Source organism: Bacillus clarus (assembly GCF_000746925.1).
In the GTDB taxonomy this organism is placed as follows: domain Bacteria; phylum Bacillota; class Bacilli; order Bacillales; family Bacillaceae_G; genus Bacillus_A; species Bacillus_A clarus.
Genome location: NZ_JMQC01000008.1, coordinates 4,331,828 through 4,357,083 on the forward strand (window position 1 = coordinate 4,331,828; position 25,256 = coordinate 4,357,083).

The window sequence follows — 25,256 nt, forward strand, 5'->3', positions numbered from 1 at the left end:
GAATTAGATACAAACTATTTTCAGAGTCTTCCATACTAAAAGAAATGAAAGATAAGAAATTAATCAAAAAGGACAAATCTTTCCAGGGGAAAGGTTTGTCCCAATTTAGATGATTTTCCAGCAAGGGATAATTTACCGTTTGTGAGTACGAGATAATTTTTTTATAAGCTTAGGAAGGATAGATGTTAGCTCTTGTTTCATCCGTTTTGTAAACGATGGATTTTTACCTGAAGTTGAAATACTGACAACATATTCATCATTTCGAATGACACCGGGTGTGTGAAAAGATGATGCTGTACCATCACTTACAACGTTAACCCATTGGAAATCATGGGCGGCCTGTTTGACCATCATGTTTACAGTATGTTGATTTGTTGCCGCATAAATAAGATGGGCATCTTTAATATCATCATTAGTAAAAGTTTTTTGCTTCCATGTAATATAGGAAAGTTTCTTCATTTCTTCACAAATTTCGGGGCTGACAACAGTGATAGTAGCACCTGTATTCCTTAATCCAGCCGCTTTTCGATATGCGATTTTACCTCCGCCAATAATAACGATAACTTTTTTATCTAGATTAAACATAAGAGGGTTCATGCTATACATACACACAATCCTCCATTCGCTCTAATAACGCCGACTTCATATATGTATCAAACTGAAGACAGTTACAAGTTGTAACGTTAGCATAGTTTTTTCCATGTAGTTTAATTTTTTGAAGCAATAAGCCGGTAAAGAGAAGGTATGGCATGATATATACATGTGAAGCAGATGATGTTATATTTTGGAGCTCATCAGTAAAAGAAGGGGTTCCCTTTGCTAAAAAGCAACAAGATACTGACATACCGAGTTTTCGTGCGACAGCTGTTCCAATTTGTTGTAATTCATATATGGGCTGAGGATCACTACTACCTCGGCCGACAAGTAGCACTTTACTACCTTGTATTGGCATAGCTTCACGTATCCGTTTTACTACAAGTTCGATCATATATGGATGTGTACTAAAAGGCGGTGCAACTGAAAATGTTATGTGTGGATATTCCTTTTGTATTTGCTCTATTTCAAAAGGAATATCCCGCTTATAGTGAGCAGCTGCAAATAATAAAACAGGGACTATCATGATTTCAGTTGCTCCTTCTAGAATTGTTTCTGTAACCGCATCCTGAATAGTTGGTGTTGCTAGCTCTAGAAAAGCTATTTTTTGAATACTTTCGTTACGTTCTTTCATAACTGATTGAATAAAGTGAATGAATTGATCGTTTCCTTTTTGCAGGCGGCTACCGTGTCCAACATATACAATTCCTTTCATTGTGCCACCATGTCTTTCTTCATAATAATTTCTTGTAATTGATGATCTACGTTATGAAACCCGACTTTATTCGCATATTGCAAAGTTGGAGCATCAGTATACGAGAATGGAAGAGTAAGAATATGCATAAAGCCAAGACGCTTTACTTCTGCTAGAAACGTATCAATTGAAGCACGTCCTTCAAATACAATGCTATCCCATGAGAATTCAGAAAGCATACGTGAATGAATTTCATCGAAGCGATAATCAATTTTATATTCATGAGTCATTATATAAGATCCAGCACCAATTTTTTCTTGAATGAAAGCAATTCGATTAATATTTCGGCCTAAATAAACAGTTGTTTTGGTAGAAAACTCTGCAGGCTTACTCAACAATCCATACTGCATAAGTTTTTCTTGAGCAAGAAGGTTCATATACTGCAATTCTGCCTGTAACGAACGAATATCTTTATGATGGTTAGTGCATGACTGCATCAAGATCTCTACACTTTCAGCTGAACAAAATACAAGGCGATCAACGCTAAAAATTTCATTGATTTGTTCAGAGGTTAATGTGTATTCTTCCTTTTTGAAAGTTGGAATTTGATATATTTCTGCACCAGACTCTTGTAACAGTTGTTTCATTGAACTTGTTTTATTTGTTGCAGATGCAAACAAAACTTTCTTGCCATGCAATGGTTTACGTTCTTTCCAAGCGATTTGTTTTCGCAGAGAAACGACATCACCAACAATCGTCATCGAAGGATTAGAAATATTTTCGCTTTTGACGTTATGAACAATCGTTGATAGTGTTCCTGTGACAACGCGCTGCTTTCCAGTTGTACCCCATTCAATTACTGCTACTGGTGTCTCTTTTTTCTTTCCTATTTGTAGTAAGCTTTCACAAATAGTTGGTAAGTTTTTTATGCCCATATAAAAGGCAACAGTATCACTATTTTGGAGGGAACTGTACTTTCCATGATCGCTTATAGGACCTTTTGAATGCCCAGTTAGTAATGTTACGCTATTACTGTAGTCACGATGGGTGAGGGGGATACCTGCATATGTACTAGCGGCTATGCTAGATGTAATACCTGGTACAATCTCATATGGAATATTCGCTGCTGCTAAAGTTTCTGCTTCTTCACCAACCCGGCCAAAAATAGATGGATCTCCGCCTTTTAAGCGGACAACTATTTTCTTTTCTTTGGCAAATTGAAGTAGGTGAGCGTTAATCATTTCTTGTCGCATAGTATGATTTTTTGGCATTTTTCCGCAATAAATAAGTTCGCATGTTGGCTTTGTATAGCTAAGGAAGTTAGGATTCAATAAGCGGTCATATAAGACAATATCTGCGCGCTTTAAGCAATCTATCGCTTTTTTTGTAATGAGCCCTTCATCACCTGGTCCTGCACCAACTAAATATACATATCCATTCATCTTCGCACCTCATCTGTTTTTGCTTAAAAAGAAGCCATGGGAGGCTTCCTTATGTAAATGTAAATTACAGGTATATATAAATATCTCCGTCAATAACTTCTACTTCATACGTTTGAATACAACCATCATCAGGTTTTTGAACTTCACCTGTTACCAATGAAATTTTCCAATCATGCAGCGGGCAAAAGACGAATTCTCCAGATACAATCCCCTCTGCTAATGGTCCATTTTTATGAGGACAACGATTTTCTACAGCACGAATATCGCCATTTGAAAGGCGGAATAGGGCGATAGACATGTCTTTTATTTGTACCTCTTTACCGATTTGAATAGGAAGGTCTTCTGCACGCATAACTTTTATTTTTTCTTTCGCTTGTATCATATGGATCACAGCTCCTTATTTAACAGTTTCTACTTCATACATAGCTTTTAATGACTTTGTTTCTAGTGCTTGTCCCCATGCTTCTTTATATGTGCTACGAGCTGTTTGGAAACGCTCATTTAACATAGTGACCATGTTTGTATCTTGTAGTATTTCTTTTATGTGATCGAAGCCTAATCGTTCTGTCCAGTAGGCGGTCCGCTCCCCGTAAATACCAGTTTCACGATAATATTGCACGTAAGCTGTAGCGATGCGAAGTACATCGTCTTCAGTAGGGACAATCATTACAAAGTCCGCTTCACGTACTTCCGTACCACCATTTCCGCCGATATAAAGTTGGAATCCATTTTCAACACAAACAACGCCAAAATCTTTCGTAAGTACTTCAGCACAGTTACGTGGACAACCCGTTACACCCATTTTCATTTTGTGAGGTGTATCCACCATTTCTAATGATTGTTCAAGGAGCATACCAAGTCCTAATGAATCTTGTGTACCGAAACGACAGAAGCGAGAACCAACACATGATTTTACATTACGAAGAGATTTTGAATAGGCATATCCAGAAGTCATATTTAAGTCAGCCCATACTTTTGATAAATCTTGTTTCTTAACACCATATAAGCCGATTCGACTCGCGCCTGTAATTTTCACGAGAGGAACGTCATATTTTTTTGCAACTTCGGCAATCTTCATTAAATCATCTGCTGTTGTAACGCCTCCATACATACGTGGAATAACAGAAAATGTACCATCATGCTGGATGTTACCATTCATTCTTTCATTAACGAAACGGGATGATTTATCGTCTACATATTCTTCTGGAATAGCCATACGTAAATAGTAGTTTAATGCAGGTCGACATTTTGAACAGCCATCTTCATGTGCAAAACCAAGGACATTTCGTACTTCTTTTGGTGATTTTAAACCTTTCTCATGAATTGCTGCTACGATTTCATCACGCGATAAAGTTGTACATCCACACATACCAACAGATTGTGCAGATGCATCAAATGCATCTCCAAGTGTATGAGATAAAATTTGTCCAACAAGTGGACGACATTTACCACAAGACCCTGCGGCTTTGGTGCATCCTTTTACTTCTTCAAAAGTTGTTAAATCTTGTTCTAAAATTGCATGAACAATTGCTCCTTTTGTAACACCGTTACATCCGCAAACAGTGTCATCGGAACTCATATTTGCAACGTCAAGTCCACTTTCTTCACCAGCTTTGTGAAGAAGAGAAGCTGGTGTATATTCTTGTATGTCTTCTTTTTTCTTTAACATGCTAAAGAGCCGTGTGCCATCAGCAGTATCACCATATAAAACAATACCAACGACTTTATTGTCACGAATTAATACCTTTTTATAGGAACGTTTACATTCGTCAAAGATGGAAATTGCTTTTGTTTGATCAGCTTCATAAATTTGGCCAGCAGAGAATAAATCACACCCTGCAACTTTCAATTGTGTACCGACAATACTGCCTGCATATCCGTCAGGTTGTAAATTTGTTATATGTTTCGCTAATACTGTACCTTGTTCATAAAGTGGTGCAACAAGTCCATATGAAATACCGTCATGTTCTGCGCATTCTCCAACCGCATAAATTGATTTATCATTTGTTTGCATATAGTCATTGACTACAATACCGCGATTTACAATTAAGTCAGCATCTTTTGCTAGTTGGGTATTCGGACGTATTCCAACAGCCATCACGATTAAATCACAATTTACAATTTCACCATCTTCAAATTGAATACCCTCAACATGATCTGTACCAAGAATCTTCAGCGTTTTCTTTTCCATAAGAAACTTCATACCTTGTGCTTCTAAATCTTCACGCAGTAAGGAAGCAGCTTTGGAATCTAGTTGTTGCTCCATTAAGCTCGGCATTAAATGAACAACATGTACGTTCAGTCCTAAGTCAATGAGGCCTCGTGCAGCTTCTAAACCAAGTAAGCCACCGCCAATGACAATTGCTTTTTTATATTCTTTAGCGGCATTTATCATAAATTGTGTATCTTCAATTGTTCGAAATCCTGTCACACCAGGCAGCTTTGAACCTGCAACAGGTAAAATAAAGGCACTAGAGCCTGTTGCGATAATGAGTTTGTCGTACGGAATAGTGCGTTTCTTTTCTGTTACAATGACTTGTTTTTCCCGGTCAATACTTTGTACTCTTTCGTTTGTATATAAAGTTATATCATTTTCTTCGTACCAACTATATTCGTTCATAATGATATCTTGCATATTTGTTTTGCCTTGTAAGACATGAGAGAGCATAATACGATTGTAGTTTGGATGTGGTTCATCTCCAAAAATGGTAATATCGTATAAATTACTATCATGTTTTAAAATTTCTTCAATACAGCGTATCCCAGCCATACCATTTCCAATCATCACCAAACGTTTTTTCATATTCATTTCCCCTTTTTAATGTGAAAAGTTGAACAAAGATTTGTGTTTTCATTATAGGATATAAAAAAAATGGAAGATGTGATATTTGTCACATTTTTTTGATGGTTCACAAATTGTTAAAATTCGGCTTTTGTGTGAAAAGTGGAAACTAAAGAAATGTTCGTTTATCCCGCTATTTGCGGGCAGTAAACCCCTACCTCAAGATTCTAGGGAAAGTAAAGGAGATAGGTGAGGGGCTGCCCGCAAAATTCCGATTCGTGAGGGCTAATAATCAGTAGGGGATGAAGAAAACGCTACTGATCAAAATTTCACTTTATGAAAGAATACGTTTTTCTCCTTGAATTCCTTGAATTTGATTGATGTTTTGTGTGAATTCAAGGGTACCCATATATTCTCCATTTTCACTACGTATAGCAAAATAGCGAATATATACATATTTATCTTTAAATTTAATCCAAAAATCTTCACAATCTTTATTTCCAGATTTGAAATCTTCCAAGAGCTTTTCAACGACATGAACGCTTTTTGGAGGATGGCAGTTTTGGACTGTTCTACCAATTATGGCTTTTGTGCGAGCAAATATTCGCTCTTTTCCATGAGAGAAATAGCGGACAACATCATCCTTGTCAATGTACGTAATATCCACAGGCAAGTGGTTCAACATCAGTTCTAATTGTTTTAAAGATAGCATCCCTGTTTCTAATCGAATAAATCCTTCGGACATAGCTTCTTTCTCTTGTATCACGTTTCTTTCAGGCTTCCATACACCCGCAGGACCTGTTAAACAATAGCCAATTCCATCGCTTTCATGAGCGATTTTAACCCATTCGTCTTCCGTAAGAGTTTGAAGCGCCATCGGAAGTAAAATATTTTCTTCTTTAAAAATCATTTCAGTTGTTTCACGAATGACGAAGTTGATATTATCTAAAACGGACTGTTTATCTCCGTTATAGTTTATTAGCTTTAGTTTTGCCTCTTTAATGGCATTGCGAATAACATCATCGATTCCCCACATTACTTGTGTTGGCCCATAAATACCGTACTTTTCTAAATAAGGGAAAAGTAAATTTTCTTTGCGACTGTAGTGTTTATCTACATCTAATAATAGATTTAAATCTTCTATTAGTTTATAAACGTTTTTTTCACTATCTTCATTTTCGAATTGTTCATAGTGAAGTTGAATTTTGAAGTTAATAAGTAGGTCAATTTCTTTGTTTTCAAGCTTAAATGTATGAATTGGATGCCCAGGTTGTTCTTCAGATTGATCTAATCCATGAATTTCTTCAATGGCCCCTTTAAATATAGCTGTATGAACGGAACATAAACGTTGAACTTCTTCCACTGGAATTCCTTCTTCGTCCATAAGTGCCTGTTCAAGCTTTGAAATTTCCGCAACGGTAATATTACCAACAGCTTCTTCAAATTGAGCCTTTACTTCTTCAACATTTTTCCCATTATGAAGACCTATAATAATTTCTTTTAAGATTGCTTGACGTTCAAATTCATTCATATTCTCTTGTTCACGATTGTTAATTATTTCACTCATAAGGATTCGCCTCTATTCTTTAATTTTAAATCCATTAGTTTCAAACGCTTTTGTTACGAGATCAAACGAAATTCCTTTCATCCGGCATCCATTTGGAATAGTCATTACCCGGCTAGCTGTTCGCAGCATGCCGGGTTTCGTTATATGTTCAAAGCCTAGTTTTTTTAAGATAGGGATGATTTCAGGGTATTGGGTAACCAAATCGCCAACTGTTTGACTAAAATCAATCATTTTTATCATCATTCTTACCTCGAAGATTAGTGATAGTAATTCTCAATAATAATGTAGCATAAGGATAATGAATAAGGTGTGAGTAAAATCACACGTATGATTTTAGAGAGTTCAGTTCATTATTACGCTTAATTCAAGTAGAAAATTCGGAGAGAAAACTTAAGGAGAATTAGTGGAGTACGCTGTGTAAAAAGAAATGCTAGGATATAGAATTCAAAAGAGGAACACTCCCTATGATAAAGAGAAATTTTTGTCTTGTTATTTGCAGGAAGTAATACTTTCACCTCAAAATTCAGTGAAAGTAAAGAAGTTAGGGAGGATTACTGCTCGTAAAATCACTGATTGGTGAGGAGGAATAATCAGTTGGGGATGAAGAACCCTCCACTGAGAAAAGTTTCACTTTATTAATAAAATGATTAGTATTTTTTCAAAGAATTTCTTCTTCTAAAGTATTGGGATCAATAATGTAACAGCTGCTTTCATCAAGATCAATTAATTTTCTTCGTTTTAACTGACTAATTGTGCGACTAACTGTTTCCCTTGATGTTCCAATCATATTGGCGAGCTCTCGATTTGTAAATTGAGTTTTTAATGTATATGTATGATTTACTTGTATACCATTTGATTTACATAAGCGAAGTAATAACATAATAATTTGTTCATACGTATCATGAAGAATTTGTTCTTCTAATCGGTTCTGAAGATCCACAATTTTTTCTCCCAGAATTTTAAACAATTTAATACATAATTCAGGGTACTGAATCAAAATTTTCTCGAAATCGGCGATTGGAGTAACGATTAATTGCGCAGTTTCAATTATTTCGGCATGAGCTGGAAAGACACCTCGTCGAAAGAACCCAGCGTGTGGAAACATTTCTCCGGCTTGAAGTACAGCAATAATTTGCTCTTTTCCAGTTGCATCTGTTTTTTGAATTTTTACTTTACCTGAGTGGATAAAAAAAACACGGTCAAGTGGATCGCCTTGCATAAATACAAATGACCTTGCTTTATACATTCGTAATCGTGAAATATCTACAATAGGCTGAAGCTCTTCTTCTGAAAGTTCTTTAAAGAGGAAGACATCTCGTAAATGTTTTTTGATCATTTCTTCTTTCATATATACAACTCCTTAATCATTTCAGGTATAATCCTTCTATAAATAAAATTATATCAAGCTGTTCTATGAAACAGTGAGAGAAAGTGTGAACATTTTTCACAAAATGAAAAAGCGTTATAAATATCATAAGGAAGTATGGCGTTAATTTATCCAGCTATTCGCGGGTAGTAAGACCACAACCTTAAGATTTAAAGAATAGTTGAGGCCAATTCTCAATAGAAGGAGAAGAAAGCGCCACTGATAAAATTTTTGCTTTATACTGGGAATTTCATTCGTAATGTATCTCACAACATGAATATGTATATAACTTTATAATTTGAATATAATCGATAATGGTATGACGGGGCAAATTGATGGACTTGGACGTGCTCCAAAAGGAGTGAATGATGGAAACGGTTTTGTATTTATTTTTCATATTGGAGATGTATATCTAAGTGGGTTATTATCGATCAAAGCTGGGAATGTTCAAATAACACCACTAGCTGGTATTTATCGAAACTCTCGCTTGCGTAATCTGGGCAAGTATAAAAGATAGTATGGAGTTTGTGGGCTTCGATATGTTTGCGGAGGATCTTGTTCCAGAGCGTTTGCGAAGAGAGGAGATTGTGTGGAAAGTGAACCTTTTTATGTATACATTCCAAAAGTATTATGAAAACAGGACATGAGCATTTTTTACTCATATCCTGTTTTTTATTTAAGCTTTTGCAATTGCACGTGGAAATAAAATATTATTTTCTAAATGAATATGCTGAAACAAATCAGATTCAAGGGCTTCAAGTCGCTGGTAAACGAGACGATAAGTACCACAAGCTCCTTCTGGAGGATTAAAGTCATTTGTAACCTTACGAAGATCTTTAATAATATTGCCAGCGTGGTTATGTTCATTTTCCAATTCGTCCACTACTTTGCGTAATTTTGCATAATTTTCATCAGTTGGATTTTGTTCAAATGCTAAAATTAATGGGAAATCTTCAGTTTCTTCTTTAATTAAATGCTGTTCTAATTCAGTTTTTAATTCATGAAATAACTTGTGAATTTGAGCCAAATGAGGCTGATCTGCTCCATGAACGCGTAATACTTTTGTCACATATGGACTTAACAGTGGTAACTCTTCATTTAAATAGTGATGATGCTTATTTATAACATAGTCAATCAATTTGCGATAAGAAGCGGTTTTCCAATCAATTTCGGATTTGTTTAATAGTTTTGTTTTATGATAAAGAGTATTTAACTCTGTAATAACCGCTGCTGCTGATAAATTCCGCTCATTAATAGCATCAATAAGTGGTCTATTACCACCACAGCAAAAATCTATTCTATATGATTTAAAAAGATCACTAGCCTTTGGGAATTGTGTGACAATATCACCAATAATAGAAGTCTCAGTAAATGTATGTTCCATATGAATGCCTCCATAAAGTTTAAATTTAATATCTAGATCAAGAATATCAATAATTTTGAAGCTACGTGGTGATATACATCACTTATCATGTGTTAATTACAACATTACTTCTTTCATCTTGCTATTGGAGGGCGGTAATAGCCACCTCAAAAATAAAAAAGAAGCTTATGATGAGCTTCTTTTTTAGTACTATCTTTCACACGCAACGCCATCGCCATCGCGATCTAGTTTACTACTATATCCTGGTTGGTCTTTATATAAAGGAGCTTTCCCAGCTGCTCTAACTGCATCACAATTTTTATAGTATGTATTACTATTGTTTCCTGCTGCAGGTTGTGTTTGGGTTTGCTGAGTTTTTTGTTCTTCCTGTTGTTTACGGGCTTGCTCCTCGGCTTGACGTTGCGCTTGACGTTGCTGCTCTTCCTGTTGTTTACGAGCTTGTTCTGCGGCTTGACGTTGCTGTTCTTCTTGTTGTTTACGAGCTTGTTCTTCAGCTTGACGTTTCTCATCTTCTTGCTGTTTACGAGTTTGTTCCTCAGCTTGACGTTTCTCATCTTCTTGCTGTTTACGAGCTTGTTCCTCAGCTTGACGTTTCTCATCTTTTTGCTGTTTATGAACTTGCTCTTCAGCTTGACTTTTTTCATCCTCTTGCTTGCGTACTTTTTCGTCAGATTCTTTCTTTTCTTTATCCTTTTTCTCTTCAGTATTAGATGCAATTTTTTTATTTGTCGCTGTTGTTTTTTCAGGGGAAGGACCTGAAATTCCTATTAATGTTACAAAAGCGATAAACAAAACAGCTGTAATTAAAAATTGTTTTTTTGCTACACCAGTTTTCTTAATAACAGATAGTATTGCTAGCACAAAGAAGAATATGAATAAGATGAAACTTAAAATAGCAAAAAACTCGATTACTGGATGGTCAGATGTTGTAGCAGCAGTCAGTACCATTAAAATTGAAATCATAAAAAGAATAATAGCAGGTTGACCATACTTCATCGCTTTGCCGTTTTTCTTAAAGAATGAAATGATGCATAAGATGGAAAGAATTATAGCAATTAAAAATAAAGCAGCACCAATATTACTCAAAACTACCATTTTAATACCTCCATTTGTAAGATTTTCTCTATTGATTATATAGGAATTTATTGGGGATTACACGATTTTCGATAAAATAAGAAAATAAATATTGTTTTTAATAAATAAAACAATTATTTGTTATATAGAGAAAAATAGATTTATTTCCTATTACCTTTTGAAAAGAATCTCATAGATTATAGTATCTCGTCTGAAAGGAGGGGATATGAATGGAATTCCAATTGTTAGTAACTTGTGTGTTACAAGAAGGTAATGTTTACTTTTTAGTAACAAAAGTAGATGATGTTATTACGTTGAAAGTACCAATCACAGCAGGTGTAGCAGGATTATTTTTAGCGTTAGGTGTACCAAGATGTTCTTAAGATTATTTTAAGATAGTAAGAAGGTGAAGGGGCCCCTCACTTTCTTTTTGTTTCAATAATATTATTATGTAAACTTAATTATGATTTTTGTGTAAGTATAGTAGTATTACGATAGTTTTTATTTTGTTATTTTTAGAGTAGCACAGTTTAAAAAGGACATGCATATATTATAGTATTTCATTAACCTAGATTAATGAGTTTTATCAGAGAGTGTAAAAGAGTATTCAAAATAGAGTTGGTACTCTTTTTAATCATGAAAATAAATGAGGTGCAGTATATATGAGAAAACGGACGTACGATTTGCCAGTAGAATTACGGCGAGAGTGGTTTTTAGTGGAATTAGCTTACTTAACAAAAAAATATGGAATTGAAATTGCGGTAAGGAAGAATGGAGAAGCACCATTTTTGAAAGATCAAATAACAGAACGAAAGATAGGTGCAGACTTACAATACGATAAATATGATGATGAATATATCGTTGAGCTATGAACTACTCACAATCTACGTTTTGCTTAAAGATGAGAGATTCTGAAATGTTTTTCTGAGTGTTACTTCTTAGATATCTAACACTTGAAAATTTTATTAGCTATTTTAGGATTAATCATGAAAGGGACGTTGTAAGAGGGAAAAGTCTGTCATAATTTATAAATAAAGCAGATTCTCGTCATAAAGAATCTGCTTTATTGTTTGAAAAAGCTATGAAACTAGCATCCTTCTAAAGTCTTTTCTTCATATTTTTCGTCCTTTAGTATGTTTCTGTATCAATCCATTTCGTTAATGATACAGAAGTATGATGAAGCAGGTTACATACAAGTCCTTCTTTATTAAAAGAGGAATCTTCATCCTCCATAATAATTATTTGTATATGATTTGCTTCTTCTTCAATTAGATTTAAAGTAAATATATATTCTGTTTGATTTCTATCAAATAAGTGGATTGCATAATTATTGTTGGATTCAGTATGTATACAATATAAATCTCGAATATACATATCAATTTACTATATTTTACAAGTTTTTATTGAGAAAAATTTTAATCCCTTATTTTAAAAAGGGATTGATAAATATAGAAAGAATAACCTTTGTTAAGAAAGGTATGGCGCTATTAAAACCTTGCTGATATGTATTGTACAAATAATTGATTAAATAAATTTTATAGAATAAGAGCTTGAGAAATGTAGCCGTCATTAGGATAGGAAGGTATAGTGATATAAAAAAGCGCCATCTTTCAAAAAAGGAGGGGTTCAATGCGAATTATGAAAAGGTGTATGGCGTTACTTATTGTATTTTTTATCATGACTCCTATGTTTGTTAGTATTCATGTGGAAGCCGAAGTTGTAAAAACAAATGGGAAAGGGTTTCCGGATACAGAAGTATTTACTCCGGGAGATTGGTTTTTAGGGGAGAAACCTTTGAATTATGATGAAAAAAAACCTCCTGTTGTTTTTGTACAAGGAAGGAATGGAAGTGCTGATAGCTGGTATGGAAAAACGGTTTATCATGACATAAATGATATGTACGATTACGCTTTTAAAGCCGGTTATCAAACCGTTTTTATTCAGCTTTATGATGCAGCTGGAAAAGGTTCTGCTAGTCAATGGGACAACGGGAAACTATTAGCACAAAAACTTGAAGAAATTTATAACCATTTCGGTAAAAAAGTGAATATTGTTGCTCATAGTAAAGGAGGCGTTGATACGCAAGCGGCGCTTGTCGGATATGGAGCAAATCGCTTCGTCGGAAATGTTGTTACGCTTGCTTCTCCGCATTACGGATCTAATTTGGCAGATTTATCGTATAGTTGGTGGGCAGGGTGGCTTGCTTCATTGTTAGGCCAAAAAGATGATGGTACGTATTCATTGCAAACGGGTGAGATGGCGCAATTTCGTTCTCTTATAGATAATAATCCAGCAGTTAAATTAAATCGCTATTATACAGTTGCAGGGACGAGCTGGGGTCCAGTCTTTTCAGCGTTATCCATGGGAGGTTTATATTTATATTCATATGGATCTAACGATGGTTTAGTGAATGAATGGAGCACAAGGTTACCATATGGAACACATTTATTTACAGACTCGAGATTTGATCATGATAATATTCGAAAAGGATCAGCTGTTTTTTCACGAATTGAACCTTATTTACGTACCGCAAGTGCAGCAATAGCTCCGTTAGCTTCAAATTATGATTCTTATGAAAAGGTAGATGAGTTAAATACAACTTCTAACCAAAATATTTTAGGCGGTGAATTACTGCAAAATAAGTGGGAAGATCAAACCTTCGCAGTTGATAAGAAAGCAGAAGGAGTAGTGACGGTTTTAACAGCTTCCTCGGATGTAGAAATACAACTTCTATCTCCAACTGGAAAAGTGTACACAAATAAAGATAGTGCAATAGCTACTGGTGAAGGGGAATCCTTTTTTAAAGGAGCGACCATACGAACATTTAAATTCGATGGAATGGAAGTAGGAGATTGGCATGTTAAAATGATGGCAACAAAGCAGAAAGATGCATACATGATTGTAACAGATTACAAAAAAGAGGCTCCATTTGTTTTAAACATGCCAGCAAAAATTAAGATAAACAAAACACAATATGAATTAAAAAAATCACCTGCTGCTTCGGAAATGAAAGGGGACCTTTCATTAACAGTACGAGTAATGAATAAAGAAGGGAAGGTAATATCTGAATCAAATGAAATACAAACATTAAATAAAACTACTTTTACAGGGGCTTTAAAAAATATAAAACAGCCAGGTGTTTATAACGTAACGATTGATATAAAAGGAGTGAATAAGGAAGGAAAGCCATATAATCGTACGATTGTTAAGTCTGTTTATGTGGAGCAGTAAAAAGTGATGAAGAAGAGATAGAACTGTAGTTACATCAATGAAAAGGTGCGGGATTCTCGTTATATGAGAATTCAGTACCTTTTATAGTTTGCCTTTCAAAATAAATAATCTTGAAACGGCACATTTTTTCTTAATATTGCACGGGATAGCTATAAGAAACTTAAGGAGTAGAGTCGGATAAATGTAACCTTAAAACTTGTTTATGATTATTACAGAGAGGGCAGGTTAGTTTAATTGTTCCGAAAAAAACGTATTGAACTACATTGTAAACCTAATGGTTTTAGACTAAAAGACCACTCAGATTTGAGTGGTCTTTTTAGTAAAGAAATTTGGATTATACATTCAAAATTAGGTGACTAGATAATTGGGCAAAGATAAAATAATCAAAACTTATTTTATAAACTTATATTATCCTGGTTCAGGATAATGATTGTAATATGAGATTCTAATAAATTCTTGATAGACATTTGTTAATTTTGCATCTCTAAGAGTATCATTGAATCTTTGCATACGTACACTACCTTGAGCATAGCTATCACCAGGAGTATATGGATTTCTAGCTTCAAAATCATCCATAAAAGCTTTTAATTTTTTATAATCTTGAGATTGATGGTCATATATTTGATTCGAAAGCGGAAGCGAATTATTACCAGGGATTAAAGCTGCGCCATGCTTCTGGGGAAATAGATGGATTTGAATTACAACCGGTTTTTAATTTGCAACCAGCATTTAAGAAAAACGGCAAAGACTTTCAAGCAATTACATATATAGCGGACTTCATGGTCTATTTGCCAAATGGTGATGTGGAAGTCATTGATATCAAGGGTATGGTAACAGAAACATTTGCAGTAAAAAGAAAAATGTTCGAATTCAAGTACCCACATTTGCAGCTCATTCCATTAAAGCATGTCCAAAAATATGGTGGTTATATCACATTGGATGAGTACAACAAATTGCAAAGAGCTGAGAAAAGAGCAAAAAAACTAAAACAAGCCAAATAAAAAGGGAGCGGATTGTATGTCATATATCGAATTCAAACCAACTTTAAAGAAAGTAAACCTTAAACCAGATGGTAAGAAATAAATTGTTTTGGAAGTAACAAACAGCTCATTAAACGGTAAATTAGATGCTTTATCTGAAATGATTGATATGAAAGTGGACGTGTCTCTTGAATCGTTAACGGTTAATTACAATGTAACACTTAATGCAAAAACAAATGAGCCAGTTACACAATATGAAGTGGATGATAAAGGGCTTGTACAAGAAGTTAAACCAGCTTTTGAACAAATGGAAGCGGACTTTGATATCCCAGAAGAAAAAATTCAAACGCGCGAAGAGAAAGAGCAAGCAGATCGTGAAGTGATTGATGCATTTATTGTTAGTGGTTTAGCACCAAGTTTTGATGGAATGCCGAAGAAACTACCTGATATCGTGAAACGTCGTTTAGAAGGTGAATCATATTTGAAGCCAGCAAATGAGTTAGATATGTCATCTGGCCAAATTATTGAAGTGATTGATGAATACCGTAAACGTGTAGCTAAAAAAGAAGATATCCGATTACTATTAAAACGAAAAATAAATAAAAGCGCTATTTTGTAAAGAGAAGGATAGACGAGCGGAAGACGCAGTTGTATGGAAGCTATAAGGGTTAATAAAAAAGAGCTAGGATTTCTCCTAGCTAATGAGGGTATTTGCATGAAATGGAGTTGATTTATTTCATTGCTTTAATAGTATACAATAATAATAAGGTGTTTTGCATAAAAATACAGAAAGTTCACAAATAATTTACAAATGATTTATATTTTTTTACAGTTTGGATTGTTACCAATTTGAATTTTATAGAAATGGGGAAATGAAAAATGGCTGTTAAGGGATTCCTTGAAGATTATGATGGGCAAATAATTTTGGGTGATGTTAGAAATTTTAAAAATAAAAAAGAATTTGTGGAACAAGCTGAAAAGTATCTTTTAGAAAATAGGGGTTATCCTGTAACAGTTTTTCAACCATACGCCACAAATATTTTTGTAGGAGAAGACGAATGGAAAATTACTGACGAACCAGACTTTGAGGGGGAAGAAGTCACAGTATACTGTGCAGAGATATATTCTGAAAACTAAACAAAAGCTTTTTTTTAAACAAAAAAGCAACTATTAATAGCGGCTCTGTAATTATTAAAGCACGTGGATATTTTCAATTTTGATAGATAAGTTTGAATGATTATCTTCATAAATGTTGCATTGAAGAGTTAAGTCACTTAATTTGTTATCAAAAAATAAATCGAAATCAAGATGGTCGGTGAGTGTCAGGTTTTCAACTTTGATCGGTTTATCTTTTTCGAAAAGATGTATAGTTTTATCCCAATTATGATAAGCGTTATCTGGTGGGAGAGTCATAGTACCAGGGTACAAGTTTATTTCTTCTATAATGTCTTGTTCTGTTAATTCGGACTCTATTTGGCTATTAGACGATAGTATAGAAAGATTATCGTCAACTAAGTTTTGAATGATTGGTTTTAGTGATGTAATAATGATTTCTTTTGTTTCGTTTTGATTCAAAGCAGTAACCTCTTTTCTTAAAGCGTTTAATTCATTATACATTGAATGGATAAATGATAAATCAAAATTGAGCAAAATAGTTATTTAATAAAAAAAGCAGTTAGCTTTCTGAACTGACCCCATAAAGTTAGACATGTTATTTCATTAAGCGGCTGTTAGGGCGTGAGTTCGGTATTGTACCGGACTCACGCCCTTTAATTTCGCCTTAATTCGTTTGTGATTATAATAATCGATATATTTTTCAAGTTCTTGTTTAAAGTGTTCTATACTCTCAAAATCTTTGAGATAAAGAAATTCAGATTTCATAATACCAAAAAAACTTTCAATAACCGCATTATCGTAACAGTTCCCTTTGCGAGACATACTTTGAGTAATTTTATGTTCTTGTAGGGCATGACGATACTTCTTCATTTGATAATGCCAACCTTGATCCGAGTGAATCAAGAGTTCATCTTCTTTTGTTAATCGTTGAAAGGACTTCTCTAACATTTTCGAAACAAGTGAATAGGTTGGTTTTGAACCGATTGTATAAGTAATAATCTCCCCGTTAAATAAATCTAACATCGGTGATAGATAGAGYTTCTCGCCGAATAATTTAAATTCTGTTATGTCTGTAACCCACTTTTCGTTAGGCTTTTCAGCTATAMAGTTACGTTCTAAAATATTTGGCGCAATCTTACCTACTTTCCCTTTATAAGAGCGATATTTTTTCATACGAACTAGGCTTTTCAAACCTAATTCTTTCATGATTCGCTGAACTTTTTTATGGTTGACTTTGTGTCCTTGATTCGTCAATTCATCACGAATACGACGGTATCCATAGCGACCTTCGTGCTCGTCATAAATCGTTTGAATTAGGTTTTTTAATTCTCTATCTTTATCTGGGCGATTAAAGTTTTTTACCCAGTAATAGTACGTGCTGCGTGGAATCTCTGCTAATTTCAGAAGTGCTTTCACCGAAAAATCGTTCCTCAGTTCATAGACTACTTGTGATTTGTCTTGTTTGGTGATTTTTCCTTGTTTTGAACTAAGGCATTCAACTTTTTTAAATAAGCATTCTCCATACGTAAACGCTCTAACTCAGCTTGTAACTCCTCGACTGATCCTTCAGCTGGTGTTTGATTTTGGATTGATTTTGGATTTTTTTGGTCATGGATAGACGCCCCTTCTTCTTTGATGCAAGGGCGTCTATTCCTTGTGTACGTAATTGAGTGCGCCATTTTCTAATAAGTGCAGGTGAAGAAATATTAAAAATAACGGCTGTTTCATTTGGAGACGTCCCATTCTCATTCATATAATTAAGTACGTCTAGTTTATACTCCATGGAATAGGATGTATAGCCTTTTTTAAATGCATGTATTCCGTGAGATTCAAATTGCTTTACCCACATTCGAACGACTTCATAATTCGCACCAAATGATTTCGCAATATCCCATATACTTTCATTTCCATTTTGATAACGTATTACAGCATTTATTTTCTGTTCTGAATTAAATTTAGTCATAAAAAACTGCACCTCCAATTGTTAGACGGTGTCTAACAATTGGGGTGCAGTTCATTCGCTAGGCTGCTTTGCTCCCTATGAGAGTTCTCGTAATGTAATTTAGATGAAGATACTAGCTACTAGAAATATAGCTGCTATCAAAATTAGAGAATCAAATAAAATCAAGAATTGGTTTTTCTCTGGCTTTTTTAATTCTTTAATTAAGCCCAATACTGCACTTATACCGAAAACAATATATAGGCAGATTATTATGGTTTCTGACATTTTTAACACTCCTAATATATAGATATTTTCATTATATATCAAAAGTTAAATGCATGTAAGATTTTAACAAAATCCTTATTTGGGAGAAATGGAATTATTTCAAATGTTTTAGCTGTGATTCAGCTAATCCCGCACCAATAATAGCGCCAATAATTAATGCGCAAGCAATTAAAATACCTAAAATTATTAAAATAGCAAAAGTAATTTTTTTTGCTGTATCTCCTCTCGGAGCAAATATAGCTAAAACAATTGAGATAGGTATTAAATAAATTAAATAACCGTTTCCATGCCCAGATAAATAACCGAAAAATACGATTGAAGTTAAAAACATTGAAATGAAACCAAAGTATTCTCTCATTACTTTAGCCTTTCTTGAAAAAGTGAATTATACAGATTATACCATGAACAAAGTGAACAACATTGGATTTTTTTACAAAAACGCTATTTTAGTAGAAAGGAGAATGGATATGAAACGAATTGAAGCTGCTGAAGAATTACTTGAGGATATGAAAGAATGCTTTCTGAACGGAACATCCTTAAGGGTTGAGGCTAATGATTTTAATATCGTGTCTTGGCTGATAGAAGAAGTGAAGCGTAAATCAGAATGAAAATTTCATTTTGTAGAAAAGGGGAATGGATATGAAAAGACATTCAAAGGATGGAAATGTAAGAATTAAAGAAAAAGTTGAAATGTTTGAGTGCCCAGATTGTAGATTTGGTTTTGATGCATTTCATGAAATTGATGATGAACATGGTGGGTATGAATGTCCTGTATGTGAGCTAGATGAAAACAAAAGAGCAGCTAGCGAAAGCTAACTGCTCCAATCATGGAATGTGGTTCAAAAATGGGTTGTCTATAGCATTGACGGAATTTTGAGTTTTATTCAGGGGAGATTGTTTTTTGAGTGTATTTTAATTTAGGGTTGGTTCCAGAAAAGTGACATACCGCCAAAGTATAAAATTATTAAAAGGACAATTACTATGAAAGCAATTAAAGAAACTTTCTTCCATAAATTTTTCATCAGTAGACCTCCTTTATGAAGAATATTAACATCTATCCAGAATCTGAACAAAATAATCCTTTTAGAGGAAAGCGAGGGTCATAACATGGCGGACAACTTTAAATTATTTGGTGAAGAAGGAATGCTGGGCATGGATTTTCGTAAACGTAAAGTGGAGATTTACAACACAGATGGGTATGTGGTAGAAATTCTGCCAACAAAAAAAGAAGTTCAAGAGGTAATTAATTTTCTTGAAGAGTGTAAAGAACACATGGAATAAGTCATTAAAAGAAGAAGGAGCGGAAGGGAGAGCATATCGTATGGATTAATTGTCATTTTTTAAACGCGTAGATGAAAAAGAAATTCGCCCTTTCGTGATAGAAGAGTTACAGAAATATAGAGTTTTACGAATTAGGTTTCAAAACCAGCAAGAAAGAGCAGAATTAGGTGCGGAACTACTATTTCCAGAGTTAAGTCAAGTGAACAAGCACGAGTTGAAGTATAGACAATTAAAACGAGCTTTCGAACAAGCTCTTGATGAAGATGAACAAAAAATTCTTGCAATGAAGTATATGAGTGTAAAAGAGTTGAATGATGAGTACATTTACACAGTCCTTGGAATGAAGAAAGGGAAGTTTTATAGAAAACGTAAATCGGGCATTATCAATTTGGCAACCGCACTTGGCATGGTATAAAAGTAATGGAACTTTAGGGGTACTGTTCAGGGCACTATTTAGGTCACTGAATCGGGTACCTTTTTATATTGGAATCAACGATACGATATTCCTACAGTTAATTGTTCTTTGAAAAAAGAATAATTTGGGGATAACGTATCTATGCGCTCATAATCAATGATCATAGCCCCTTTATCAAAACGTTACCGGAGAACGGGCAAGGCGGTAAGAATCCGCAAAAAGGACGAAAAGACCAATTTGAATTTATATATACAGCCATGGGGCGTGAGTGTCGTGGCTTTTATGTTTCTTGCACTTCTTATTGAACTCGGAAAGGGTTTGGCTCATAGGTGGTGTGAGATTTTATCGGACAAATCGGACACCTAAAAAGAGGAGGGATATTGGTTTCTAGCCCGTACAGCACAAGTGACTGAAATGCTTGAAGATGGTTATATAAAAGGTTTTGATTTAAATCCTACTATTTTCGCAGTGCTAAAAGATATGGGCGGTGTAGCACCTGCTTAACCGAATCCAATGAGTAAAGTGATTGTATTTCCTTATAAACCACAACCTCGGCAGAAACTCTTTCACTTCATAACAACAGATAAAAAGTATTGGGCTGATGAAGTCTTATATGGTGGCGCGGCAGGTGGTGGGAAATCTGCTGCTATCGTAGGCGATGCATTTAAGAATGCTGTGAAGTATCCTGGTATTAATATTCTTGTGCTTCGTCGCACATTAGGAGAATTGGAAGGTTCGATTCTTCTTAAAATGCTTGAGTGGTATCCGCGTGAGATATGCAAATACAATGCGTCTAAACACGTATGGGAGATTAAAGTGGGGAATGCTGTTTCTCGCATATGGTGTGGGTATTGTGAACAGGAAAATGATGTGTATCGCTATCAAGGAAAAGAATTTGAGATTATTTATTACTGCAAATGAAGCCTATGTATATGTGAAGAAGTAAGGAGGTAAAAGCCGTCTCTATTATGGAGACGGCTGTTTAATAAAGGTGATATAATTAAGTATGAGAATTATTCATCTTCGACCATTGAATCAATAAATGTTTTTAGTGAATTTGTAAGGTAAAAAACATGTTCTTCTGGGTCTTCACCAAATTCGTATTCATGACTCCAATAGTAAATCGATCCTTCTTCTCCTTCTTTTAAGCTAAAACAATAGAGATCGCCCCCAGTTTCATCTGCAAAAGGAATCAACCAATCTGGAAGCACCTTACCTACTCGTAAGGTATCAAGGCAATATTCTAAATTTCTTCCGCTTTCCTCATCGTATTTAATAGGGATAAATTGAGTCACTATGTATTCTTCTCCATCTTCATCTACAAATACGTAGCGTTCAGGTTCTCCGCCGTTATATGTTAAATAATGTTCTTTAAAATCTTTTTGTCTGTTACCTGTCATTTCGATTGGAACAATATTTCTTTGTCCTTCTTTAGTTGGATACAAGTAAGGAGTATCTTTGAAATCAGGCCCTCCATTTGGAGACGTCTTAATATCCGGAAAACCTTTCTTTGCTGCACGTTCTGCTGGTGTTAATTTACGAGTAGCCTTAACTGTCATCTTAGCACCTTTAGCAAGTTTAGCGAGCTTCCCAACCGGTGTAACACCCAGAACCATCATTCCACCAGCTCCCACTCGATCCAACCATGAAAGTTTATCACCTGTTGAGGGATCTACGCCCTCCCAAACACGTCGGAGATCATATTCACCAGTCAATTCTCCGGCTACATCACGAGCTAATTTCCCACCATCAAATTCTTCTCCACTAGAGGGCTTACTAATAGTTGTATCTTCTTCTAGTATAACATCTTGATTATCTGCATTGTGAAATTTTTCAGCGATTCGCTTCAAATCTTCTTCTACCTGTACAATCGAATTTATAGAGGTAAAAGCTTTTGGTTTTGCATCATTGAACATTTGGACGGAATTTTGATTAGAGGCACCTATCCATTGATAACATAAATGATCAATTTGGTTACATAAGTTATTATGTATTGATTCTAATGTGTTTCTTGTATTGCTTGCACGATTTGCGACTTCTTCTAGCATTTCAGGTGTTATCTTGATTTGAACCATTTTCTTCCTCCCTTTCCCAATTAAAATTACGGGATAGAAAGAAAAAAATGTAAATATAAAAAGTTTAGAATAATTTTAAGTTTACTTGTATGCAAAAGTAATGGTAAGTGGTTCGCTGCAATATAAGATTCATAATAGTCGCGGTAAAACATACTATGTAACAGCAAGCGAAGCCTATGTATATGTGAAATGATTTTTAAAACCGTCTCCTTTTAGGGGGCGGTTTCTTTTATCAATGAATATACTATATTAAGAAATTTAAGAGGTGATAATAATTGGATTATTTAATTGAATTAAATCAGTGGGGCATAAAAGAAGGGTTACCTACTAAACCCTATGTAGATGCAGATTATATACAAGCTGATGAGAATATCCGGGGGATAAACAATGCGCTACAATTTGCAGCATCTAATAATTACTCTGAAGTTATTCTTCCAAAAGGCAATTACGCCCTATGTTACCCACGTGAGATTGTTATGGTTTCCAATTTAGATTTTAATTTAAATGGATCAACATTAAAAGTTATATACGATTCTAATAAAAAATCGCCATTTGACAATAGAACAACTACTGATTATTACAACTTCAAAGGGAATAGTATCGTATTTAGTAAAGTCACCAATTCTAAATTATGTGGTGGAACTATAATTGGATGTAGGGACGACAGAAGTTTCTCTAATCCTTTAGAAGTAGCAATGGAGAATACGTATGGTGTTCTCTTTCAAAAAAGTTCAAATTATTGTTCTGTTAAAAATTGTAAGGTTCGCGATTATATGGGCGATAATATTTCATTTAGCTCAAACTCGATATTTGACTATGGAGAATTTGATCAAGGTCTTACTTTGAGTGCCTTAGATTACAACACTGGACAAACTATTACCTCTACGAATACACTCACAACAAAGATGTTAAACATACCTCAAGATTTAACACCAAAGGTTATTTCCTTTCTTATAGCTGGAGCAGGATACGCCAAAACAACAAATTTAAATAGTAAAGACTTGGATATCTTCTTTTACGATAATAACAACAATTTCATAGGGGTTATGAAGAAAAGAAGAATCTATACAGATATTTCAATCCCAGTTAACGCAATGAAATTTAGACTTCAATTTTATAATGAAAACAATGTAAATAAGAATCTGCAATATACAATTATGTTTGGTGGTATACCTCACCATAACACTGTTGAAAAATGCGAGGTTTCTAATGGGCATAGGGGTGGTATCACTTTAGGGGGGAATTACAACGAAGTTATAAATAATAAAATCCGCGATAATGGAAAAGGATTGGTTAGGTTTTTGGATGGAAAACCTATTTTCAACAATCCAACTCGTTATTCAATAAACATGGAAGATTCATACGGAGCAAGCTGTACCATAAAAGATAACGAAATTTACGGAAGTTATCACGGTATTTTAGTTGGTTGCTATGATGTCTTAATAGAACATAATCACATTTACAATATAGACTACCTAGCGATTAATCTTTATTCCTTAATGCATGCAACTATTAAGGATAATTTCTTATACAACTGTCAAAATAACATTGGACTCATGACTTCTAATTTTAGTACGGCGTTTGTGAATATTATAGACAACAGTTTCACAGGCGGTAATATGAATTTAACTAATGATTCATATAGGGTTTCTTTATCTAACAATCAATACGTAAACCCTGATTTCATTGCATTGGGAGATAATTGCACATTTGATAATAATTATATTATTTTTACAGAAAATCCGACTACCACACCATGGATAAAAGCAAACAAAATAAGCAAATGTACCTTTAAATCGGTTTTAACACAAAGAGAGATGACGTTTAAAGTTAAAGAATATGATAGTTGTAGATTCGAAAATTTACGAGTCAGATCAGAAAACCCTAATACTCAAAATGTAGACGTTTGTGAGTTCACAAGGTCAGAGCTTCTTAATTGCGAGTTAAGAAATCATTTGTTTAGTGGGCGTCCAATGAATATTAAAGTTACAAAATCAAAACTTATAGATACAACTTGCGAAGTTGGTATTACAAATGCGGATAATCAAGTACCATACACTTCACTGGAAGGCTGTGCCATCTCCATTAATACGAAAAATAATTTATTCTTATCTGATACAAATCGTCCATATACAACTTATGTAGTAGAGAAATGCAATGTTACTATTAATAATCCAGCATTCGCTTCTCTCTTAGCTTCAGGAGCAGTAGCGGGAGTAAACGAGTTAATTTTAAAAGATAATGGATTTGTTTATACAGGAACAGTACCATTGAATTTAAAATATTACACAAATAAAAATCATATCCGTAACTTCATCAATTCGAATAACACCTTTACAAATATCAATTTACCTGCTGTGAATTAAAGCTGGCTCTTTCGAGTCAGCCCTTTTTTATTTTACATCCACAAATTCATTAAGTTTAAATTCTGTATTCAATCCAAATGCATCTATGTAGTATACCGTTTATGTTCTTATACATATTTGCAGTTATAATGCATGACTTTACATAGATGACAAACATACATTTTCGTGATACTCCATCTTGGCAAGATAAAGATGTTGCAGGTACTTAAGATGCAGGTGAGGTGTTTACGATTGATACAAAAGTAATGGTAAGTGGTTCGCTGTAAAACATACTTTATTACTGCAAGTCCGATATATGTAGTTGTGAATTAAGAAAACTGTCTCTATAACAAACAAAAAATCCCTAATACTCGATTTAATAGAGCATTAGGGATTTTTGTTGTTTGATATGATTACGGTTTTCTAATCAAACATTTCAATTCTCTTGGTTATGACATTACGAATACAAAGGTTAAGTAAAAATATCACGATATAAAGATACCACATTATACGGGGGAAGTGTTATGCAATTTTGCATAATGATAGTTTGATATTACTTTCCTATGAAAATCATTCTTCCACGAAATGTTTTTTTTAGAAAAAAAGCTGAATACAATCAGTCAGCTATTTCCACAAACTCATCAACTTCAAACTCTGTATTCAATCCAAATACATCCGTGTAG

General features: G+C 34.3%; 25 protein-coding genes and 6 pseudogenes. 15 read left to right on the plus strand and 16 right to left on the minus strand.

Annotation, left to right across the window (positions count from 1 at the left end):
- Positions 1 to 132 precede the first annotated feature (132 nt).
- From DJ93_RS23105 to DJ93_RS23140, 8 genes are all read right to left on the minus strand, one after another.
- On the minus strand, positions 133 to 606 hold the full coding sequence (locus DJ93_RS23105) for a precorrin-2 dehydrogenase (RefSeq protein WP_042983437.1): 474 nt from the start codon (positions 604 to 606) through the stop codon (positions 133 to 135).
- Positions 599 to 1,309 carry a sirohydrochlorin chelatase gene (locus DJ93_RS23110; RefSeq protein WP_042983438.1) on the minus strand — a complete coding sequence of 237 codons (711 nt, stop codon included), beginning with the start codon at positions 1,307 to 1,309 and terminating at the stop codon, positions 599 to 601. The genes DJ93_RS23105 and DJ93_RS23110 overlap by 8 nt, the downstream gene beginning before the upstream one ends.
- Complete coding sequence (locus DJ93_RS23115) at positions 1,306 to 2,730, minus strand: uroporphyrin-III C-methyltransferase (protein WP_042983439.1); 1,425 nt, start codon at positions 2,728 to 2,730, stop codon at positions 1,306 to 1,308. Before DJ93_RS23115 ends, DJ93_RS23110 begins: the two co-directional genes overlap by 4 nt.
- A 64-nt stretch (positions 2,731 to 2,794) precedes the next feature.
- Positions 2,795 to 3,112, minus strand: coding sequence for a nitrite reductase small subunit NirD (nirD, locus tag DJ93_RS23120; RefSeq protein WP_042983440.1), 318 nt, complete (start codon positions 3,110 to 3,112; stop codon positions 2,795 to 2,797).
- Between the two features lie 15 nt (positions 3,113 to 3,127).
- Positions 3,128 to 5,533: a nitrite reductase large subunit NirB gene (gene nirB / locus DJ93_RS23125; protein ID WP_042983441.1), complete on the minus strand. Its 2,406-nt coding sequence runs from the start codon at positions 5,531 to 5,533 to the stop codon at positions 3,128 to 3,130.
- Between the two features lie 313 nt (positions 5,534 to 5,846).
- A complete protein-coding gene (locus DJ93_RS23130; protein ID WP_042983442.1) occupies positions 5,847 to 7,079 on the minus strand; it encodes a DUF438 domain-containing protein in 1,233 nt (410 codons plus the stop codon).
- A gap of 12 nt (positions 7,080 to 7,091) precedes the next feature.
- Positions 7,092 to 7,319, minus strand: coding sequence for a DUF1858 domain-containing protein (locus DJ93_RS23135; RefSeq protein ID WP_042983443.1), 228 nt, complete (start codon positions 7,317 to 7,319; stop codon positions 7,092 to 7,094).
- A gap of 418 nt (positions 7,320 to 7,737) precedes the next feature.
- Complete coding sequence (locus DJ93_RS23140) at positions 7,738 to 8,427, minus strand: Crp/Fnr family transcriptional regulator (RefSeq protein WP_042983444.1); 690 nt, start codon at positions 8,425 to 8,427, stop codon at positions 7,738 to 7,740.
- 331 nt (positions 8,428 to 8,758) lie between these two features.
- On the opposite strand from DJ93_RS23140, the pseudogene DJ93_RS31140 reads away from it, so the two are divergent.
- Positions 8,759 to 9,079 (plus strand): annotated as a pseudogene (locus DJ93_RS31140) (SPASM domain-containing protein); the annotation flags it as partial.
- A gap of 42 nt (positions 9,080 to 9,121) precedes the next feature.
- Here DJ93_RS31140 and ric read toward each other — a convergent pair.
- Complete coding sequence (gene ric / locus DJ93_RS23150; RefSeq protein WP_042983446.1) at positions 9,122 to 9,829, minus strand: iron-sulfur cluster repair di-iron protein; 708 nt, start codon at positions 9,827 to 9,829, stop codon at positions 9,122 to 9,124.
- 189 nt (positions 9,830 to 10,018) lie between these two features.
- A complete protein-coding gene (locus tag DJ93_RS23155) occupies positions 10,019 to 10,924 on the minus strand; it encodes a DUF4407 domain-containing protein (protein ID WP_042983447.1) in 906 nt (301 codons plus the stop codon).
- A 209-nt stretch (positions 10,925 to 11,133) separates the two neighbouring features.
- Here DJ93_RS23155 and exsG point away from each other — a divergent pair, with 209 nt between their 5' ends.
- A complete protein-coding gene (gene exsG, locus DJ93_RS23160; RefSeq protein WP_042983448.1) occupies positions 11,134 to 11,286 on the plus strand; it encodes an exosporium protein ExsG in 153 nt (50 codons plus the stop codon).
- A 279-nt stretch (positions 11,287 to 11,565) separates the two neighbouring features.
- Positions 11,566 to 11,775, plus strand: coding sequence for a hypothetical protein (locus DJ93_RS23165; protein WP_042983449.1), 210 nt, complete (start codon positions 11,566 to 11,568; stop codon positions 11,773 to 11,775).
- Positions 11,776 to 12,031: 256 nt separating this feature from the next.
- Here DJ93_RS23165 and DJ93_RS23170 read toward each other — a convergent pair whose 3' ends face one another.
- A complete protein-coding gene (locus DJ93_RS23170; protein ID WP_042983450.1) occupies positions 12,032 to 12,277 on the minus strand; it encodes a hypothetical protein in 246 nt (81 codons plus the stop codon).
- 255 nt (positions 12,278 to 12,532) lie between these two features.
- On the opposite strand from DJ93_RS23170, the gene DJ93_RS23175 reads away from it, so the two are divergent.
- On the plus strand, positions 12,533 to 14,134 hold the full coding sequence (locus DJ93_RS23175; protein ID WP_042983451.1) for an esterase/lipase family protein: 1,602 nt from the start codon (positions 12,533 to 12,535) through the stop codon (positions 14,132 to 14,134).
- Between the two features lie 408 nt (positions 14,135 to 14,542).
- Here the strand turns inward: DJ93_RS23175 and DJ93_RS31145 are convergent.
- A pseudogene (locus tag DJ93_RS31145) lies at positions 14,543 to 14,746 on the minus strand (hypothetical protein); the annotation flags it as partial.
- Between DJ93_RS31145 and DJ93_RS23180 the strand changes: the two are divergent.
- The 3 genes and pseudogenes from DJ93_RS23180 (at position 14,722) to DJ93_RS23190 (ending at position 16,251) form a co-directional block, all read left to right on the plus strand.
- The gene (locus tag DJ93_RS23180; protein WP_042983452.1) at positions 14,722 to 15,135 is read left to right on the plus strand and encodes a DUF1064 domain-containing protein; all 414 of its coding nucleotides are present in this window, start codon (positions 14,722 to 14,724) and stop codon (positions 15,133 to 15,135) included. The pseudogene DJ93_RS31145 and the gene DJ93_RS23180 overlap by 25 nt on opposite strands.
- A gap of 16 nt (positions 15,136 to 15,151) precedes the next feature.
- Positions 15,152 to 15,673, plus strand: a pseudogene (locus DJ93_RS23185) (2-methylcitrate dehydratase); the annotation flags it as partial.
- Positions 15,674 to 15,993: 320 nt separating this feature from the next.
- On the plus strand, positions 15,994 to 16,251 hold the full coding sequence (locus DJ93_RS23190) for a hypothetical protein (RefSeq protein WP_052109615.1): 258 nt from the start codon (positions 15,994 to 15,996) through the stop codon (positions 16,249 to 16,251).
- Positions 16,252 to 16,305: 54 nt separating this feature from the next.
- On the opposite strand, the gene DJ93_RS23195 is transcribed toward DJ93_RS23190, so the two are convergent.
- The 3 genes and pseudogenes from DJ93_RS23195 to DJ93_RS32855 all read right to left on the minus strand — a co-directional run bounded on the left by DJ93_RS23195 (position 16,306) and on the right by DJ93_RS32855 (position 18,815).
- A complete protein-coding gene (locus tag DJ93_RS23195) occupies positions 16,306 to 16,689 on the minus strand; it encodes a DUF7668 domain-containing protein (RefSeq protein ID WP_042983453.1) in 384 nt (127 codons plus the stop codon).
- Between the two features lie 144 nt (positions 16,690 to 16,833).
- Positions 16,834 to 18,193, minus strand: a pseudogene (locus DJ93_RS31150) (IS3 family transposase).
- A 358-nt stretch (positions 18,194 to 18,551) separates the two neighbouring features.
- Positions 18,552 to 18,815, minus strand: coding sequence for a hypothetical protein (locus tag DJ93_RS32855; RefSeq protein ID WP_042983456.1), 264 nt, complete (start codon positions 18,813 to 18,815; stop codon positions 18,552 to 18,554).
- Positions 18,816 to 18,924: 109 nt separating this feature from the next.
- Here DJ93_RS32855 and DJ93_RS33315 point away from each other — a divergent pair, with 109 nt between their 5' ends.
- The 5 genes from DJ93_RS33315 (at position 18,925) to DJ93_RS23235 (ending at position 21,074) form a co-directional block, all read left to right on the plus strand.
- Positions 18,925 to 19,065 carry a hypothetical protein gene (locus DJ93_RS33315; RefSeq protein WP_181969265.1) on the plus strand — a complete coding sequence of 47 codons (141 nt, stop codon included), beginning with the start codon at positions 18,925 to 18,927 and terminating at the stop codon, positions 19,063 to 19,065.
- A gap of 31 nt (positions 19,066 to 19,096) precedes the next feature.
- Entirely contained in the window at positions 19,097 to 19,273 is a 177-nt protein-coding gene (locus DJ93_RS32860; RefSeq protein WP_161785255.1) for a hypothetical protein, read from the plus strand.
- 291 nt (positions 19,274 to 19,564) lie between these two features.
- The gene (locus DJ93_RS33320) at positions 19,565 to 19,738 is read left to right on the plus strand and encodes a hypothetical protein (RefSeq protein WP_181969264.1); all 174 of its coding nucleotides are present in this window, start codon (positions 19,565 to 19,567) and stop codon (positions 19,736 to 19,738) included.
- A gap of 49 nt (positions 19,739 to 19,787) precedes the next feature.
- Positions 19,788 to 20,153, plus strand: coding sequence for an ArpU family phage packaging/lysis transcriptional regulator (locus DJ93_RS23220; RefSeq protein WP_181969263.1), 366 nt, complete (start codon positions 19,788 to 19,790; stop codon positions 20,151 to 20,153).
- A gap of 513 nt (positions 20,154 to 20,666) precedes the next feature.
- On the plus strand, positions 20,667 to 21,074 hold the full coding sequence (locus tag DJ93_RS23235; RefSeq protein WP_042983459.1) for a hypothetical protein: 408 nt from the start codon (positions 20,667 to 20,669) through the stop codon (positions 21,072 to 21,074).
- Positions 21,075 to 21,166: 92 nt separating this feature from the next.
- On the opposite strand, the gene DJ93_RS31155 is transcribed toward DJ93_RS23235, so the two are convergent.
- Positions 21,167 to 22,228 carry a WXG100 family type VII secretion target gene (locus tag DJ93_RS31155; protein ID WP_117287995.1) on the minus strand — a complete coding sequence of 354 codons (1,062 nt, stop codon included), beginning with the start codon at positions 22,226 to 22,228 and terminating at the stop codon, positions 21,167 to 21,169.
- 91 nt (positions 22,229 to 22,319) lie between these two features.
- Between DJ93_RS31155 and DJ93_RS34875 the strand changes: the two are divergent.
- From DJ93_RS34875 to DJ93_RS34640, 3 genes and pseudogenes are all read left to right on the plus strand, one after another.
- Positions 22,320 to 22,421: pseudogene (locus DJ93_RS34875) on the plus strand (N-acetylmuramoyl-L-alanine amidase); the annotation flags it as partial.
- Positions 22,422 to 22,503: 82 nt separating this feature from the next.
- Positions 22,504 to 24,594 carry a right-handed parallel beta-helix repeat-containing protein gene (locus DJ93_RS23245; protein WP_042983460.1) on the plus strand — a complete coding sequence of 697 codons (2,091 nt, stop codon included), beginning with the start codon at positions 22,504 to 22,506 and terminating at the stop codon, positions 24,592 to 24,594.
- A gap of 158 nt (positions 24,595 to 24,752) precedes the next feature.
- Positions 24,753 to 24,906 (plus strand): annotated as a pseudogene (locus DJ93_RS34640) (N-acetylmuramoyl-L-alanine amidase); the annotation flags it as partial.
- Positions 24,907 to 25,256: the final 350 nt, after the last annotated feature.

Excerpts from the sequence above, each read along its gene's own strand:
- DJ93_RS23110 (WP_042983438.1), bottom strand. The coding sequence starts at position 1,309 with ATGAAAGGAATTGTATATGTTGGACACGGTAGCCGCCTGCAAAAAGGA.
- DJ93_RS32855 (WP_042983456.1), bottom strand. The coding sequence starts at position 18,815 with ATGAGAGAATACTTTGGTTTCATTTCAATGTTTTTAACTTCAATCGTA.
- nirB (WP_042983441.1), bottom strand. The coding sequence starts at position 5,533 with ATGAAAAAACGTTTGGTGATGATTGGAAATGGTATGGCTGGGATACGC.
- DJ93_RS23175 (WP_042983451.1), top strand. The coding sequence starts at position 12,533 with ATGCGAATTATGAAAAGGTGTATGGCGTTACTTATTGTATTTTTTATC.
- DJ93_RS23235 (WP_042983459.1), top strand. The coding sequence starts at position 20,667 with ATGAGTAAAGTGATTGTATTTCCTTATAAACCACAACCTCGGCAGAAA.
- exsG (WP_042983448.1), top strand. The coding sequence starts at position 11,134 with ATGGAATTCCAATTGTTAGTAACTTGTGTGTTACAAGAAGGTAATGTT.
- DJ93_RS33320 (WP_181969264.1), top strand. The coding sequence starts at position 19,565 with ATGGCGGACAACTTTAAATTATTTGGTGAAGAAGGAATGCTGGGCATG.
- ric (WP_042983446.1), bottom strand. The coding sequence starts at position 9,829 with ATGGAACATACATTTACTGAGACTTCTATTATTGGTGATATTGTCACA.
- DJ93_RS23115 (WP_042983439.1), bottom strand. The coding sequence starts at position 2,730 with ATGAATGGATATGTATATTTAGTTGGTGCAGGACCAGGTGATGAAGGG.
- DJ93_RS23165 (WP_042983449.1), top strand. The coding sequence starts at position 11,566 with ATGAGAAAACGGACGTACGATTTGCCAGTAGAATTACGGCGAGAGTGG.
- DJ93_RS23190 (WP_052109615.1), top strand. The coding sequence starts at position 15,994 with ATGGCTGTTAAGGGATTCCTTGAAGATTATGATGGGCAAATAATTTTG.
- DJ93_RS23155 (WP_042983447.1), bottom strand. The coding sequence starts at position 10,924 with ATGGTAGTTTTGAGTAATATTGGTGCTGCTTTATTTTTAATTGCTATA.
- DJ93_RS31155 (WP_117287995.1), bottom strand. The coding sequence starts at position 22,228 with ATGGTTCAAATCAAGATAACACCTGAAATGCTAGAAGAAGTCGCAAAT.
- DJ93_RS32860 (WP_161785255.1), top strand. The coding sequence starts at position 19,097 with ATGAAAAGACATTCAAAGGATGGAAATGTAAGAATTAAAGAAAAAGTT.
- DJ93_RS23105 (WP_042983437.1), bottom strand. The coding sequence starts at position 606 with ATGTATAGCATGAACCCTCTTATGTTTAATCTAGATAAAAAAGTTATC.
- nirD (WP_042983440.1), bottom strand. The coding sequence starts at position 3,112 with ATGATACAAGCGAAAGAAAAAATAAAAGTTATGCGTGCAGAAGACCTT.
- DJ93_RS23140 (WP_042983444.1), bottom strand. The coding sequence starts at position 8,427 with ATGAAAGAAGAAATGATCAAAAAACATTTACGAGATGTCTTCCTCTTT.
- DJ93_RS23130 (WP_042983442.1), bottom strand. The coding sequence starts at position 7,079 with ATGAGTGAAATAATTAACAATCGTGAACAAGAGAATATGAATGAATTT.
- DJ93_RS23170 (WP_042983450.1), bottom strand. The coding sequence starts at position 12,277 with ATGTATATTCGAGATTTATATTGTATACATACTGAATCCAACAATAAT.
- DJ93_RS23135 (WP_042983443.1), bottom strand. The coding sequence starts at position 7,319 with ATGATAAAAATGATTGATTTTAGTCAAACAGTTGGCGATTTGGTTACC.
- DJ93_RS33315 (WP_181969265.1), top strand. The coding sequence starts at position 18,925 with ATGAAACGAATTGAAGCTGCTGAAGAATTACTTGAGGATATGAAAGAA.